The sequence below is a fragment of the Microlunatus speluncae genome (genome assembly GCF_009299835.1).
Lineage (GTDB): Bacteria > Actinomycetota > Actinomycetes > Propionibacteriales > Propionibacteriaceae > Microlunatus > Microlunatus speluncae.
In genome coordinates, this window is the sequence record NZ_VKCZ01000003.1 from 24,601 (window position 1) to 38,649 (window position 14,049).

18 protein-coding genes and 1 tRNA gene are annotated in these 14,049 nt (G+C 69.0%); 9 read left to right on the plus strand and 10 right to left on the minus strand.

The genetic code is table 11. The features are described from left to right. Positions 1 to 97: 97 nt before the first annotated feature. The 3 genes from FNH24_RS03665 to FNH24_RS03675 all read left to right on the plus strand — a co-directional run bounded on the left by FNH24_RS03665 (position 98) and on the right by FNH24_RS03675 (position 2,409). Complete coding sequence (locus FNH24_RS03665) at positions 98 to 841, plus strand: SDR family oxidoreductase (protein WP_152360798.1); 744 nt, start codon at positions 98 to 100, stop codon at positions 839 to 841. A 54-nt stretch (positions 842 to 895) separates the two neighbouring features. After that, complete coding sequence (locus FNH24_RS03670) at positions 896 to 1,507, plus strand: TetR/AcrR family transcriptional regulator (RefSeq protein WP_152360799.1); 612 nt, start codon at positions 896 to 898, stop codon at positions 1,505 to 1,507. Between the two features lie 65 nt (positions 1,508 to 1,572). Further along, the gene (locus tag FNH24_RS03675) at positions 1,573 to 2,409 is read left to right on the plus strand and encodes a class I SAM-dependent methyltransferase (protein WP_152360800.1); all 837 of its coding nucleotides are present in this window, start codon (positions 1,573 to 1,575) and stop codon (positions 2,407 to 2,409) included. On the opposite strand, the gene FNH24_RS03680 is transcribed toward FNH24_RS03675, so the two are convergent. The 4 genes from FNH24_RS03680 to FNH24_RS03695 form a co-directional block, all read right to left on the minus strand. Beyond that, the gene (locus FNH24_RS03680) at positions 2,393 to 3,025 is read right to left on the minus strand and encodes a histidine phosphatase family protein (protein ID WP_152360801.1); all 633 of its coding nucleotides are present in this window, start codon (positions 3,023 to 3,025) and stop codon (positions 2,393 to 2,395) included. The two genes, FNH24_RS03675 and FNH24_RS03680, sit on opposite strands and share 17 nt — an antisense overlap. Beyond that, a complete protein-coding gene (locus FNH24_RS03685; protein WP_152360802.1) occupies positions 3,022 to 3,798 on the minus strand; it encodes an SDR family oxidoreductase in 777 nt (258 codons plus the stop codon). The genes FNH24_RS03680 and FNH24_RS03685 overlap by 4 nt, the downstream gene beginning before the upstream one ends. Before the next feature lie 90 nt (positions 3,799 to 3,888). Beyond that, positions 3,889 to 4,365, minus strand: a complete 477-nt coding sequence (locus FNH24_RS03690; protein ID WP_246186773.1) for a DUF488 domain-containing protein — start codon at positions 4,363 to 4,365, stop codon at positions 3,889 to 3,891. A gap of 37 nt (positions 4,366 to 4,402) precedes the next feature. Then, entirely contained in the window at positions 4,403 to 4,798 is a 396-nt protein-coding gene (locus FNH24_RS03695) for a RidA family protein (RefSeq protein WP_152360804.1), read from the minus strand. Positions 4,799 to 4,894: 96 nt separating this feature from the next. Between FNH24_RS03695 and FNH24_RS03700 the strand changes: the two genes are divergently transcribed. The 3 genes from FNH24_RS03700 to FNH24_RS03710 all read left to right on the plus strand — a co-directional run bounded on the left by FNH24_RS03700 (position 4,895) and on the right by FNH24_RS03710 (position 6,798). Then, positions 4,895 to 5,869, plus strand: a complete 975-nt coding sequence (locus FNH24_RS03700) for a helix-turn-helix transcriptional regulator (protein WP_152360805.1) — start codon at positions 4,895 to 4,897, stop codon at positions 5,867 to 5,869. 87 nt (positions 5,870 to 5,956) lie between these two features. Beyond that, entirely contained in the window at positions 5,957 to 6,289 is a 333-nt protein-coding gene (locus tag FNH24_RS03705; protein WP_152360806.1) for a hypothetical protein, read from the plus strand. Then, positions 6,286 to 6,798 carry a hypothetical protein gene (locus FNH24_RS03710; RefSeq protein WP_152360807.1) on the plus strand — a complete coding sequence of 171 codons (513 nt, stop codon included), beginning with the start codon at positions 6,286 to 6,288 and terminating at the stop codon, positions 6,796 to 6,798. Before FNH24_RS03705 ends, FNH24_RS03710 begins: the two co-directional genes overlap by 4 nt. Before the next feature lie 55 nt (positions 6,799 to 6,853). On the opposite strand, the gene FNH24_RS03715 is transcribed toward FNH24_RS03710, so the two are convergent. Together FNH24_RS03715 and FNH24_RS31690 are read right to left on the minus strand one after the other, a co-directional pair. Beyond that, a tRNA-Ala gene (locus FNH24_RS03715) sits at positions 6,854 to 6,926 on the minus strand. Between the two features lie 86 nt (positions 6,927 to 7,012). After that, positions 7,013 to 7,165, minus strand: coding sequence for a hypothetical protein (locus tag FNH24_RS31690; RefSeq protein WP_170304473.1), 153 nt, complete (start codon positions 7,163 to 7,165; stop codon positions 7,013 to 7,015). A 25-nt stretch (positions 7,166 to 7,190) separates the two neighbouring features. On the opposite strand from FNH24_RS31690, the gene FNH24_RS03720 reads away from it, so the two are divergent. Continuing rightward, a complete protein-coding gene (locus FNH24_RS03720) occupies positions 7,191 to 7,709 on the plus strand; it encodes a CGNR zinc finger domain-containing protein (protein ID WP_152360808.1) in 519 nt (172 codons plus the stop codon). Here FNH24_RS03720 and FNH24_RS03725 read toward each other — a convergent pair whose 3' ends face one another. Genes FNH24_RS03725 through FNH24_RS03740 form a run of 4 tightly spaced genes read right to left on the minus strand, consistent with a single transcriptional unit; the run spans position 7,710 to position 10,736 of the window. Further along, entirely contained in the window at positions 7,710 to 8,096 is a 387-nt protein-coding gene (locus tag FNH24_RS03725) for a nuclear transport factor 2 family protein (RefSeq protein WP_152360809.1), read from the minus strand. Positions 8,097 to 8,135: 39 nt separating this feature from the next. Next, on the minus strand, positions 8,136 to 8,807 hold the full coding sequence (locus tag FNH24_RS03730) for a FadR/GntR family transcriptional regulator (RefSeq protein WP_152360810.1): 672 nt from the start codon (positions 8,805 to 8,807) through the stop codon (positions 8,136 to 8,138). Next, positions 8,800 to 9,924 carry an L-talarate/galactarate dehydratase gene (locus FNH24_RS03735; RefSeq protein ID WP_152360811.1) on the minus strand — a complete coding sequence of 375 codons (1,125 nt, stop codon included), beginning with the start codon at positions 9,922 to 9,924 and terminating at the stop codon, positions 8,800 to 8,802. The genes FNH24_RS03730 and FNH24_RS03735 overlap by 8 nt, the downstream gene beginning before the upstream one ends. Before the next feature lie 17 nt (positions 9,925 to 9,941). Then, a complete protein-coding gene (locus FNH24_RS03740) occupies positions 9,942 to 10,736 on the minus strand; it encodes a CPBP family intramembrane glutamic endopeptidase (protein WP_161605969.1) in 795 nt (264 codons plus the stop codon). A gap of 334 nt (positions 10,737 to 11,070) precedes the next feature. Here FNH24_RS03740 and FNH24_RS03745 point away from each other — a divergent pair, with 334 nt between their 5' ends. Both FNH24_RS03745 and FNH24_RS03750 read left to right on the plus strand, forming a co-directional pair. Continuing rightward, positions 11,071 to 11,490: a DUF5318 family protein gene (locus FNH24_RS03745; protein WP_152360813.1), complete on the plus strand. Its 420-nt coding sequence runs from the start codon at positions 11,071 to 11,073 to the stop codon at positions 11,488 to 11,490. Continuing rightward, positions 11,483 to 14,011 carry a transglycosylase domain-containing protein gene (locus FNH24_RS03750; protein ID WP_152360814.1) on the plus strand — a complete coding sequence of 843 codons (2,529 nt, stop codon included), beginning with the start codon at positions 11,483 to 11,485 and terminating at the stop codon, positions 14,009 to 14,011. The genes FNH24_RS03745 and FNH24_RS03750 overlap by 8 nt, the downstream gene beginning before the upstream one ends. Positions 14,012 to 14,049 lie beyond the last annotated feature (38 nt).

A 14,049-nucleotide genomic window follows, 5' to 3' on the forward strand; every position in this document is an offset into this window, starting at 1 on the left:
CCGGTGACACTGCCGAGAACTCGATCGAGGCACGATATGGACTAACCGTACATTTAGTGGTTATATGGACGTGTCGTTCAATTTCAAGGAGCACCTCATGTCCATCGCCTCAACCCCCGACCGCGTTGCCCTGGTCACCGGCGGATCCGGCGGCATCGGTCGCGCGGTCGTCCGGAAGCTCGTCGCCGACGGGTTCGCCGTCGCGGTTCACTTCGCCGGCAACCAGGCCCGGGCCGACGAGCTGGTGGCCGAGGTGACCGGCCACGGTGGCCGGGCGATCGCGGTCGGCGGCGACGTCGCCGACGAGCAGGCCATGGCCGCCGCCTTCGACGCGGTGGAGTCAGCGTTCGGTGGCATCGATGTCGTGATCAACACTGCCGGGATCATGATCTTGTCGACGGTCGAGACGCTCGACCTGGACGATCTCGACCGGATGCACCGGACCAACATCCGCGGCAGCTTCGTCGTCGCCCAGTTGGCGGCCCGGCGGCTGCGGGCCGGCGGCGCGATCATCAACATCTCCACCTCGCAGCGCCGGCTGCAAATGCCGACCTACGCGCCCTACGTGGCCAGCAAGGCCGCGGTCGAGGGCCTGACGTTGATCTTGGCCCGCGAGCTGCGCGGCCGGGACATCACCGTCAACGCCGTCGGTCCCGGCCCGACCGCAACGCCGCTGTTCCTGAACGGCAAGGACGAGGCGACGATCGACCGGCTGGCCCAGGCCGCGCCGCTGGAGCGACTGGGCGAGCCCGACGACATCGCCGAGGCGGTCGCCTTCCTCGCCGGCCCGGCCCGCTGGGTCAACGGCCAGATCCTCTACGTCAACGGCGGCCTGGCCTGACCTTGATCATCAACAGCGGAAACTGACGCGACCCGCGGAACGGGAGGAAGCACTGTGACTCAGCAGTCGAGCGCCGGGGCCGCGCGGCGCGGGCGTGGCCGGCGGCCGGCGGACGAGGTCCGGGCGGATGTGCTGCGCGCCGTCGGGAAGCTGGTGCTGGCCGAGGGCATCGCCGACCTGACCTTCGAGCGGGTGGCGAAGATGTCCGGCGTCAGCAAGACCACCTTGTACAAGTGGTGGCCGTCGAAGGGCGCGCTCGCGTTGGACGGGTATTTCCACGCCGTCGAGCCGACCCTCGCCTTCCCCGACACCGGCGACCTTCGGGCCGACCTGATCAGCCAGTTGCGCGCCTTCGCCCAGTTGATGACCGAGACGCCTGGCGGCCGGGTGCTGGCCGAGCTGATCGGTCAGGCCCAGACCGACGCCGACCTCGCCGCGGCCTATCGCCAGCTCTACTCCGCCGAGCGCCGTCGGCTGGCCGGTGAGCGGCTGAGCCGGGCGCAGGAGGTGGGCCAACTGCGCGGGGAGGTCGACGTCCAGGTCGTCGTGGACCAGCTCTGGGGCGCGGTCTATCACCGGCTGCTGATCCCGGACGAGCCCGTCACCGACGCCTTCCTGCTCGGCCTGGTGGGAAATCTGCTCGACGGGATCGGCCACCGCCCGTGATCATGGCGGTCAATCGTGCCGCGACTACGCGGCCAAGCTGACCGCTATCTTTCCAGGAGCGCTCGATGCGGTACTACCAAGCCGAGCACGAAGCCGCGTATCGGCGGATCCGGCAGGCCGGTCACACCCAGTGGAACGACCTGTTCGAAGCCTCCGGCGGGTTCGAGCAGTTCCCGAACCGGCCGTTCCTGGAGCGGATCCTGCCCGAGCTCGAGCTGCCGGCCGCGGCCGAGGTGCTGGAGTACGGCTGCGGCACCGGCCCCGCCGCCTGCTTCCTCGCCGCCCGCGGCTTCCGGGTGCACGCGATCGACCTGATCCCCGACGCGATCATGATCGCCCGCCGCCTGGCCGCCGAACGCGGTCTCGAGGTCGACTTCGAAGTCCAGGATGTCTGCGCCCTCGCCGCCGAGTCATCGGCCCGACGCTACGACCTCGTGCTCGACAGCTTCTGCCTGCAGTCGATCGTTCTCGACGAGGATCGCCGGGCCGTCTTCGCTGCCGTACGGGATCGGTTGAAGCCGACCGGCTACTACGTGATCTCGACCGCGACCCACGACCCGGACCGCGGCTACGACCCCGGGACCTACGACGTCGCCACCGGCATCAACTACCAGGAACTCCCCGAGGGCGACGCAACCGTCGACGGCGCGACCATGATCAACGGCCGCTGGCACCAGCCCCACCGCCGCCACCTCACCGCGCCCGCCCTGCGCGCCGAGTTGATCTCCGCGGGGTTCCGCGTCCTGCGTCAGGAGGGCCAGCAAGGCGGCGACCTGATCTGCGTCCCTGCGGGTCCGTTCCCTGAGCCTGCCGAAGCATGTCCTGAGCTTGTCGAAGGGGGCAAGCCGGAGTCCCCGAGCGGATCAGAAGCTGATCAACCTCGGATCAGGGGTGCTGACTGAGGTGGCTTGTCTCGTTCAGGAACGTGAGCTGATGACAGCGGAAGTCGTCCTGATCACGGAGCAGACTGATGCCACCAGAAGAGACCTTGAAGTGGACCAGGCGGAGCGAGTCCAGGGGCATGCCGAGCCAGGAGGCCAGGAGATAGCTGGCGACGCCGCCGTGGGTGACGACCACCTGATGCTCACCGGGGGAGTCGTGGATCCGCTGCATCGCGGCGTAGGCCCGGCGGGCGGCTTCGATCCGGGTCTCGGCGCCGTCGATGCCCTCGTCGTGCTGCATCCGATCGGCGCCCTCGGGAAGCGGGACGAGCCGTTCCGCGAGCCAGGCGTCGGGCCGGCCGCCGGCGGCACCGAAGGAACGCTCGCGCAGGTCCGGATCGATGATCAACTCGGCGCCGAAACGTTCGGTGATGATCTCCGCTGCCCGCCGAGCGCGCCGGAGATCGGAGCTGAACACCTGGACCTCGGCCGCACCGATCCGCTCGGCCAGCGCCCCGGCGATCGCCCCGGCCTGCGCGACGCCGCGATCGGTGAGCTCGGAGTCGAACCAGCCGCCGACCAGTCCGTCGACGTGGTGGGTCGCCTCCGGATGGGTGACGACGTAGGCGTCCTTCATCGCGGTCCTTCCGTGCCGTCGATGCCCGGGCCGTGAAGGTAGTCGGCGCCGCCGACATAGATGGTGTGGCCGGTCGGTGAGTGATCATCGAGCGCGGCGGCGATGATCGCGCAGGAGAACTCCTGGACGGTCAGCAGCGAGCCCGCGCCGGCTTCCCGGGCCGCGACCGTGCCGGGCTGGGCCCGCTCCAGCATCTTCACGGTGATGGTGTCGGTGATCATGTCGCCGGAGACCACCGTCAACCGGAGCCCGGAATGATCAAGGTCCGGGATCAGCTCGCGCAACGCCAGCTCGCCGGCCAGCTTGCTCTCGGCCACCGGCCGATAGGCATCGGGCACCGCGCGCTCGCGGAAGAAATGCGCCTGGTGGCTGGTGACGAACACGATCCGACCGCCCGGCCCCATCAGCCTGCCGGCCGCCTCGACCACGCCGAGCTGGGCGTCACGGTTGAGCGTCATCGCATAGTCGGCCGCGACCTCGCGCTCCATCCCGCCCGACGCGTTCAAGATCACCAGATCGAGGCGACCGAACGTCTCCGTGATCACCTCGAACATCCGGCCGACCGCGGCGCCGTCGGTGAGGTCGGCCCGGACGGTCAGCACCGAACCACCCTCGGCTCGCAGCTCGGCGGCGAGGGCCTCGGCCCGGTTGGCCTTGTCGCGGTAGTTGATCACGGCCGCGAACCCTCGCCGGACCAGGCCGCGTACGGTCTCGGCCCCGACGCCACGCGATGAACCGGTGACCAGCGCCACCCTGCCGCCCTGTTCGCTCACGCTTCCGTAGCTCCCGTCCCGCTCGCACGCCGCCGCCGCAAGATCACCAAGGGTAAGCCACCGGGCTCGTGAGCCGTCCGAGCTGGCAGATCATCGCGGCCGGAGGTGCTCGATCGCGATGCCGTGCTCCAACGCCAGTCGCCCGGCGATCAAGGACCGGTGGCAGGCTTCGGGATCGCTCTCGACACAGAGCAGGGCCGCGACCGTGCCGCTCGCCGGCGCCGACACCACCGGGGTGAGGTCGACGCCGGCGAGGATCTCGGCGGTGTAGCGACGGCAGTATTCGGCGGCCAGCTCGCGCCGTGACCGCTTGCCCACCCCTTGCCGATCATCCTCGGCATACTGCAGCCGGCGGAGCTCGGTCGTCGGGGCGAGCTCCCGATGGTGCTCGTACCCGATCTTGGTTCGGGCCAGAGCCGCCTGCAGCCGGACCGAGTTGGCCCACGCGTACTCGGGACCGCGGACCCCACGGCGTTGGCGTACGTCGAACACCAGGCCGACGTCCGCTCGTCGCAATCGCCGCAGGAACGACTCGGCGTCGAAGCCGTAGACGCCGATCGTCACCATTCTGAGCACGGAAGATCACCTCGGTCCGGCGGTCGCATCACGCGACTGCGGTCCCCTCGAGCTCAACGAGCTGACCCGGGATCGCGAGCCGGGTCACCCCGAGCATCGTCGTGCTCGGCGTCACCCCGGCCGCGCCGAGCCGGCCCGCCAGCACGCCGTAGTGCTGGAAGAGCAGGTCGACGTCGGTCGTGTAGACGTTGAGCCGGACCAGGTTCGCCAGCGACATGTCGGCCCGGTCGAGCACGGCCTCCAGGTTGTCCAGGCTGAGCGCCAGCTGCGCCGCCAGATCGCCGCCGTGCTCCGGCTTGCCCGCGTCACTCATCGCGGTCTGCCCCGAGATGAACAGGGTCCGGGTGTGCCCGGCGACCAGCTCACCCTGGTTGAAGCCCAGCTCCGTCGACCACGTCACCGGGTTCACTGCCGTTCGTTCCATTGCCACTTCAGCTCCATTCGCTGCTCGGTTGTGCGTACGACGAGCGTCTCGGCAAATCACGACATCCTTGGTCAGGTATTCCGCTAAAGTCGACGGATGCGCGCCGACCGGCTGGTTTCGCTGGTCCTGCTGCTCCGCCAGCGCGGTCGGCTGACCGCCGACACCCTGGCCCGCGAGCTCGAGGTCTCCACCCGGACCGTGCTGCGCGACATTGAGGCGCTATCCGCGGCCGGCGTCCCGGTCTACGCCGAACGCGGCCGGCACGGTGGGTTCGCGCTGCTGCCCGGCTTCCGGACCGAGCTCACCGGCCTGAATCACGACGAGGCCCTGGCCCTGCTGACCGCCGGATCGGGTCGCGGCGAGCAGGTCTTCGGCCTCGGCTCCGCCCTCGCCTCGGCCATGCGCAAGGTGGTCGACGCCCTGCCCGAGGGCCACCGGGTCACCGCCAACGACGCCGCCCAGCGCTTCCTGGTCGAGCCGCCGACCGACCTGCTGTCCCGGCGGCTGGTCACGGAGGACGTACCGGACAGCACGATGATCGAGGTCCGGCGCGCGGTGCTCACCGGCCACCGGCTGCGGATCCAGTACGCGGCCACGGGCCAAACGCCGGAGTGGCGCACGATCGATCCGATCGGCCTGGTCACCGTGCGCGATCGTGCCTACCTGCTGGCGACCCGAGCCGGCGAGGACCGCACCTATCGGCTGTCCCGGGTCCAGGCCGCCGAGGCTCTGCCCGACCTCGCGGAACGACCGAGCGAAGTGGATCTGGACCGGATCTGGCGCGAACGCAGCACCCGCTTCCGGACCGGCGGCGACCTGATCACCGTGCTGCTCCGGGTGAAACCGACCCGGCAGGAGGAACTCCTGAACACCGCCCTCGCCGTCCGCCCCGAAGCCCCCGACCCGGCCGGCTGGCTCCGCCTGGAGGTCGACTTCCAGGACTCCCGCCACGCCGAATGGGCCCTCTGGCAACTAGGCCTCGACGCCGAAGCCCTGACTCCGCAGTCCCTCCGCGACGCCCTCCGCCTCCGCGCGACCGCACTCGCCGCCCGCTACGAAGACGCCACCTGACCCGTACGACCAGCCGTGGACGCTCACACCTTGACCGTCGGCCGTCCGACGGGATATCCAAGAGCAACTACGGGGGAGGTCAGGATCATGATCATTCGACGACTCGGGCTGGCGATGGGAGCTGCGGCGCTGATGTTCGTAGGAATGGCAGCGGGACCGGCAGCAGCGGAGGACCCGGCGGTCGGCACCACTGGCTACGACGGCTGCACCAAAGGTCTCTACTGGTCCGGCGGAGTGACCGGCTATAAGGCCTGGTCGAAGTGCTCCAAGTCTGGGCGGCACACATTCCAGACGTTCATGCAGTGCCGTGAGGGCTACAGCCGGTACAGCGCGGAGTTCCCGACGACGGGAATCACCGCTTGGACGGTTGGCGGATGTCCGACCAAGCCTCGTGACTACGGTGCCAGGATCTTCAATTGAGCAAGAGATTCTGGGTGGGTGTCGTGGTCGCGGCTGCGATCTCCGTTCTGGGGGTTGCGGTCGTGGCCTTCGTCACCAACGCCCAGGCTCCGATCAGCTCGCCGGACCGGCACGGCGACGAGGGCGGTCCGCCCCCGACGGAAACAACGGAGTCCGACGAGGAGACGATCATGGGTGTCGCTCGGGACTTCCTCCGCTATGGGGCGAAGGGCAAGCCGGTTGAGGCCTGCCTGATGGTGATCGACAACGGCGGGATCCTGAATCCGTGCGAGGACGATCTGGGGCCGAGGAAGGACTGGAAGGCCTTGGCCGAGCTGGACCCGGATCTGACCGTGACCGGCATCAACCGGGACGGCAACAGGGCCGTGATCACCAACGAGAAGATCAGCCCGGCGACGACGCTGACGGTGTCGATCGAGATCATCCACACCGAGTACGGGTCGTGGAAGGTGCGGAAACTGAATGGCAAGACCATCGCCCATGAGGAGGCCGGCGGCTACCGTCGCTAACCGATCTTGCGAGTGCGCCGGTGGCAAGCGAGCCAGCTCCGGCAGACGCGTTCGGTGGAGCCAAGGGGACTCGAACCCCTAACCCTCTGCTTGCAAAGCAGATGCGCTACCAATTGCGCCATGGCCCCGGGGCGACCGGAGGCCGCACCGACGCTCGATGGTACGGCATCGCGGGCGGGACGGGCCACCGCGAATCGCCCCGCGCTCGCCGGGGTCAGCGGGCGGCGGCGAGGACGGTGGTCAGGTCGTGGTGGCGGAGGACGCGCCAGCGGCCACAGGGGCAGGATTGGTAGCTGATCCGGCCTTCGCTGGTGGAGTGCTCGGAGTTGGTCTGCCACTGGTGTTCGTGGTCGGGGGTCGCGCTCATGCCTCCATCGTGCTGTAATGGTCTTATGCAACTCAACCCTTACGGTGTCGACGGGGTGGTGATGGCGCAGGATCTCGCCAACCGGCCGCCGGCGACCGAGGCCGAGCTGCGGGCGATCTGTGATGATCATGGGCTGATCCGGGAGCGGCCGATCACCCAGGACGATCTCGAGCTGGTCGCCCTGGCGATCAAGGAGTGGTTGGCGGTCGTCGATGCTCCGGATCACGATGAAAGATCACAGCGGGTCAATGCGATGACGGCGGCCTACTGCTCCTTCCCGACGCTGACCGATCACGCCAGGACGGGCTGGCATCTGCACTACCGGCCGGACGGGATCAGTGTCGGGCATCAGGTGGGCGCGATGATGGCGGCCGGGACGGCGTTGCACCTGGCGGGCCGCGGGATCACCCGGCTGGGCCGGTGCGATGTCACCGATTGTGACCGGGTCTACGTCGACCTGACCCGCAATGGCCGGCAGCGCTACTGCAGCCCGGCCTGCGCCAACCGGGATGCGGTGCGCCGGCACCGAGCCCGGCAGCGGTGATCACCAGCGCTCGACCAGGCCGTCCGGCCGGGCCGGCGGCTCGTACGGCTCGGGCCAGAAGTCGGTGACCTTGCTGATCAGTCCGGCGTCGTCGAACTCGAAGAAGGCCTGGGCATCGCCGTCGTCCTCGCCGCCGCCGTCACTGAGTGTCCAGGCGAACCAGACCACGGCACGATGTTCGTCGCCGATGATCACCTTCGGAGTCAGATGCCACTCGCCGGGGTAGGTCTCGTTGAACCTCCGGTACGCCGAGCGGCCGCGAATCCGCTCCCGCGACTGCGGCAACTCATACACCACCGCCTCGGCCAGCAGTCCCTCCCAGGCGGCCCAGTCCCGGGCCTCGAGGGTCTCCAGAAACCGTCGCGCGATCTCAGCGGTAGCAGTCATGCCGGCACGCTAACCCTCACCTCCGACAACGATGCCGGCTCAGAGCTCCCGGCGGACCCGCTCGGCGGAGTTGATCAGGTGTGTCCGCATCGCCGCCGCGGCGGCCAACGGATCGCGGTCGGTGATCGCGGCGAGGACGGCCAGGTGTTCGGCGTGCACCGGGTCGGCCGTCCGGCCGGCGGCGCGCCGGCCCTTGGGGATCAAGATCATCATCGGGCCGAGGGCGGCGATCAGTTCCGGGTAGTAGTGGTTGCCGGAGGCGCGGGCGATGGCATGGTGGAACTCGAAGTCGGCCTTGATCGACCGGGCCGGCACGGCACGCTCCTCGTGGGTCCGCTCGCCGGCGCCGCGGATCCGACCAAGATCATGATCACTGCGTCGCCGAGCGGCCAGGGCGGCGGCCTCGCACTCGATCCCGGTCCGGAACTCGACCAGCTCGATGATCTCCGGCACGCTGCGTACCGCTCGATCACCGAACTCGAACCGTAGCTGACTCGGCCGGGTCAGCACGAAGGTGCCGCGGCCCTGCTGCGACTCGACCAGCCCGGCCGCGCGGAGCCGGGCGATCGCCTCCCTGATCACGGTCCGGCTGACGCCGAATCGCTGCATCAGTTCGGATTCCGTCGGCAACCGCTGGCCGGCGGCGACGTCGCCGTTCCTGATCTCCGCGGTCAGCCGGTCGACCACCCGACCGGTGAGGGTCTCAGCCACCGAAGGTCGCCGTCTCGACCGTCCACGCCCGGGCCCGGTCGCTCAAGGAGACGCCAAGACCCGGCCGGTCCGGCACGATCATCCGCCCGTCGGTGATCTCCAGCCGCTCGTTGAACAAGGGTTCCAGCCAGTCGAAGTGTTCGACCCACACCTCGCCCGGATAGGCCGCGGCCAGATGCAGGTGCAGCTCCATCGCGAAGTGCGGCGCCACCTTCAGCCCGGCCTCGTCGGCCAGCGCGAGGATCCGCAGGAAGGACGTGATCCCGCCGACCCGCGGCGCGTCGGGCTGCAGGAACGTGACCGAGCGGTTCTCGATCAAGGACCGGTGCTCGGCCACGCTGGTCAGCATCTCGCCGCTGGCGATCGGGGTGTCCAGCCGCTCGCCGAGCATCGCGTGACCGACCGCGTCGTAGGCGTCCAGCGGCTCCTCGATCCAGACCAGCCCGTACGACTCCAGGCCGCGACCGATCCGCAGCGCCGTCGTCCGATCCCACTGCTGATTGGCATCCACCATCAGCGCCACCGGATCCGGCAGTGCGGTTCGGACCGCCTCCACCCGCTCCAGGTCGGCCCGGCGATCGGGCTGGCCGACCTTGATCTTGATCCCGCCGATGCCCCGCTCGGCCGCGGCGCGGGCGTTGTCGATCACCTCCGGCAGCGGCGCGGACAGGAAGCCGCCCGACGTGTTGTAGCAGGGGACCGCGTCCCGGTGCGCGCCGAGCAGCTTGGCCAGCGGCAGCCCGGCCCGCTTGGCCTTCAGGTCCCACAGGGCGACGTCGATGGCGGCGATCGCCTGTGTCGCCAGGCCGCTCCGACCGACGGAGGCACCGGCCCAGACCAGCTTGGTGCCCAGCTTGGCGATGTCGCTCGGATCCTCGCCGATCACGTCGGCCCCGATCTCCCGCGCATGGGCGAACAGCCCCGGCCCGCCGGCCCGCTTCGAATAGCTGAAGCCCAGGCCGCTGTGCCCGGCCTCGGTGGTCAGCTCGGCGAACAGCATCGCCACCCGGGTCAGCGGCCGCTGCCGGCCGGTCAACACCTTGGCGTCGCTGATCGGGGTTGCCAACGGGAGGTACGCCAGCGACAGGGTCAGGCCCTTGATTCGATCGGAAGTCACCTAAGACATCGTACGAATCACGAATTGGTCATGACAAGAGCCGGGCGGCGATGGTGCAGCGCCACCGCACCGGCGATCGCCACCACGAAGGGCACCAGGACGAAGGCCACCCCGGCCAGCCAGTCCTCGCCGGCGATGCCGAACGGCCGCAAACCCTCGTTGCCGATCAGCCCCTGGGCCGCGGTCTGGAAGGCCAGATGGAAGCCCATCGTCACCCAGGCCGTGCCGCACAGCACCCGCAGGCAGCCGAGGGTGAGCGAGAACACGGCGAACATCAGCACCCGGTCCGGCGTCGCGGCGGCGCCGGAGATCGCCCCGGCCGCGGTGAACAGCACGGCCTGCCCGATCGCCGCTGCCCACCGCGGCCAGATCTCGGCCAGCCCGCCGTAGAGGAAGCCGCGGAACACCACCTCTTCCGGGATCGCCTCGAACAGGGCCACCAGCACGATCAGGCCGAGCAGCCGGATCACGATGTCGCCGGCCGGCTGCTGCGGCGTGAAGGTCACCAGTCCGGCGGCGAGCAGGATCGCCGTCGTCACCCCGGCCGGGACGAGCCAGAGCAGCACGCCGAGGCCGAGTTGGCCGGCCGCGCGCTGCGGCGGCAGCCCGAGCGAGCCGATCGGCCGCCGCGTCACCAGCCGGCAGACCAGCAGCACCGCGCCGACAACCAGGACGGTCATCAGCACGGCGCGGACCGCGTGGTTGGCGAGCGTGTACGGACCGAACAGCAACTCGGACCGGCTCATCAGCACCGTCAGCAGCACGCAGGCGGTCGCGAAGATCAGCAGCATTCCGAGCACCCGTCGTCTCATGACTCCAGGTCTAGCGGCGGACGACGGCCGGCGAGTCCGCCGAAGGGATGATCGAGACCCCGGAATCCGTCGGTCCCGGTTGCCGGTCCGGGATCGGGGAATTTCCCACCGGGTACACCCGGCGGAGGATTCCCCGATCTCACGGCCGGGGCGCGGTTTCCCTACCGGACCGGCGCCGTGGATCGGGTGCGACACGCCGCGCCGTCGGGCCGGAAGATCCTGCTGGTGGGGAACTCCGACAGGGATTCGTCCGTGTTGTTTCCTTGTGCAGCCCACCCGTCCGAGGACTCCGCCAAGGTCGCCTTCGCCGAAATCGGCACGTACCCTGGTGCCCATGTGGTCCCAGCGCGAGGTCGTCGATTACGCGCTGCAGCGCCGGTCGACCCTGGCGTCGCTGCGGCGGCCCGGTGGCCGCCTGGCGCGGCGGGAGGCCTGTGACGCCGACCCGATGTTGATCCGGGCGGCCAAGCACCACGGCGAGTCGACCGGGGACAACTGCCCGGTCTGCGACTCGCCTGATTTCACCCAGCTGCGCCACGTTTTCGGTGAGCAGCTCGGCCAGTATTCGGGCCGGATCAAGCGGACCGCCGAGTTGGAGGAGATGGCGCACGAGTACGGCGAGTTCAAGGTCGTCGTGGTCGAGGTGTGCCTCAGCTGTAGCTGGAATTTCATGATCATGTCGTACCTGCTCGGGGACGGGGTGAAGCGCAAGCCGCCGCGTCGACAGCTTACCGTCGAGGACATTTATGGCTGAACCCCTCCAGGGGTCGCAGAAGGCTGTCAAGAAGTCGGGGAAGCAACGCTCCAGGGGCCGGATCTGGGCCGGCCGGGTGATCAAGGCTTTCGTCGGTTTGATCTTGATCGGGCTGATCGGCGCGACCGCGATCGTGATCGTCGGCTATCAGACCACCGACCTGCCGGACCCGAACGCCGACTTCCAGACCGCGACCACCTTCGTCTACTACAACGACGGCAAGACCCAGCTGGGGAGCTTCGCCACCCAGAATCGGCAGCCGCTGACGTTCGACGAGATGCCGCAAACGATCAAGGACTCGGTCGTCTCGGCCGAGAATCAGGACTTCTGGACCGATCCGGGGATCTCGCTGACCGGCATGATCAGAGCCGCCTGGTCGATCCTGCGGGGTGAGTCGCTGCAGGGCGGGTCGACGATCACGCAGCAGTACATCAAGATCATGTACCTGACGTCGGAACAGACCGTGACCCGGAAGTTCAAGGAAGTCTTCCTGGCCTACAAGCTCAACAAGGACCTGACCAAGGAACAGATCCTCGAGGGCTACCTGAACACGATCTACTTCGGCCGTGGCGCGTACGGCATCCAGGCGGCGGCCAAGGCGTACTTCGACGTCGACGCGAAAGAGCTGACCGTCCCCCAGGCGGCGGCGCTGACCGCGATCTTGAACAACCCGACCGTCTTCGATCCGGACGCCGACGACGGCAAGAACGAGCGGCTGCTGGAGCGCTACCGCTACGTGATCAGGTCGATGGCCGACACCGGTGCGATCACCTCCGAGGAGTCGTACAAGTACGCCAAGGCGCTGCCGAAGTTCCCCGAGATCGAGAAGAACCAGCGCTACGGCGGTCCGAAGGGCTTCCTGCTCAAGCAGGTCGAGGCCGAGCTGCTGGCCGCCGGCTTCGACTCCAGCCAGATCAACGGCGGCGGGCTCAAGATCACCACCACCTTCGACAAGGCCGCCCAGACCGCCGCGGTGAAGTCGGCGCAGAAGTGGACCAAGAAGGCGGCCGACGCGGCGGATGAGAAGAAGTCCGATCTGCACGCCGCGATCGCCTCGGTCGAGGTCGGCACCGGCCGCGTGCTCGCGCTCTACGGCGGGCCGGACTACGTCACCAGTTCCCGGAACTGGGCCACCACCGCCCGGCCGACCGCCTCGACGTTCAAGACCTATGCGCTCGCCGCCGGCCTGCAGGACGGCTTCAGCCTGCGCTCGTACCTCAACGGCAACACCTTCACTCCCGAAGGTGACCCGGTCCGGGTGCGCAACGAGTTCAACCACGAGTACGGCAACGTCAGTCTGCGCCGGGCCACGGCCGACTCGATCAACACCGCGTTCGTCGACCTGACCGTGAGCATGGACGACGGCCCGCGCAAGATCAGCGAGGCCGCCCAGGCGGCCGGGGCGCCGAAGGGCGCCGGCTGGGACGAGAACACCCGGCTCGCGCTCGGCTCCGCCGAGGTCAGCCCGTTGGACCAGGCCGGCAGCTATGCCACCTATGCCAACGACGGGGTGCACGTCGCCAACCACGTGGTCGACTCGGTCACCGACGCGGCCGGCAACGTGCTCTACGAGGCCGAGCCGGCGGAGAAGCGGGCCGTCAGCAAGGACATCGCCAGCGACGTCAACTACGCCCTGTCCAGTGTGGTCGAGGAGGGCACCGGCCAGTCCGTGCAGACGCTGGACCGACCGGTGGCCGGCAAGACCGGCACCAAGGACGGCGTCAAGGACGACATCACCTCGGCGTGGTTCGTCGCCTACACCAAGCAGATCTCGACGGCGGTGATGTACGTCGCGGGTGACGGCGGCAACGAGAACCTCGACGACTACGCCCGGCCGGGCGATCGGACCTTCTTCGGCGGCACCTATCCGGCGCTGACCTGGGAGGACTACATGGAGAAGGCGACCAAGGGCCAGCCGGAGGAGGACTTCGGCGAACCGGCCTGGGTCAACGTGGATCGGGTCCGCGACGACGACCCGGAGGAGGAGCAGAGCCGGCCGCCGCGGGAGACCGAGAAGCCCACCGAGAAGCCGTCGGAGACGCCGAGCGAGGAGCCGTCGGAGGATCCCAGCGAGGACCCGTCGGAAGACCCGAGCGAGGATCCGAGTGAGGACCCGTCGCAGGATCCGAGCGAGGACCCGTCCGAGGACCCGAGCGAGGATCCTGGCTCCAACGGCCAGAACGGCTCCGCCGACAATTCCGGGTCGAACGACAACTCCGGGTCCGCGGACAATGACGAGAACTCCGGTGAGTCCGACAGCGGGGCCGCGAACTCCGACAGTGGCGCGTCGGACGCCAATGGAAACGACAGCGACTCGGCCAGCTCCGGGTCCAACGACAGCGGGTCGGATCCCGGCGCCGACAACGACGGCTCCAACAGCGGTGATTCGGCCAATGGCAGCGCGGACAACGAGAGCGCGGACGCGAGCGCCGACGGCAGCGGCTCCGACCCGGACGCCTCGGGCAGTGCCTCCGACTCCGGCGACTCCGCTACCGGTCCCGTGAACCGGGGCAGCGGATAGTCGCGATGATCTTCGCGAGCTTGTCGAAGGGGGCAAGC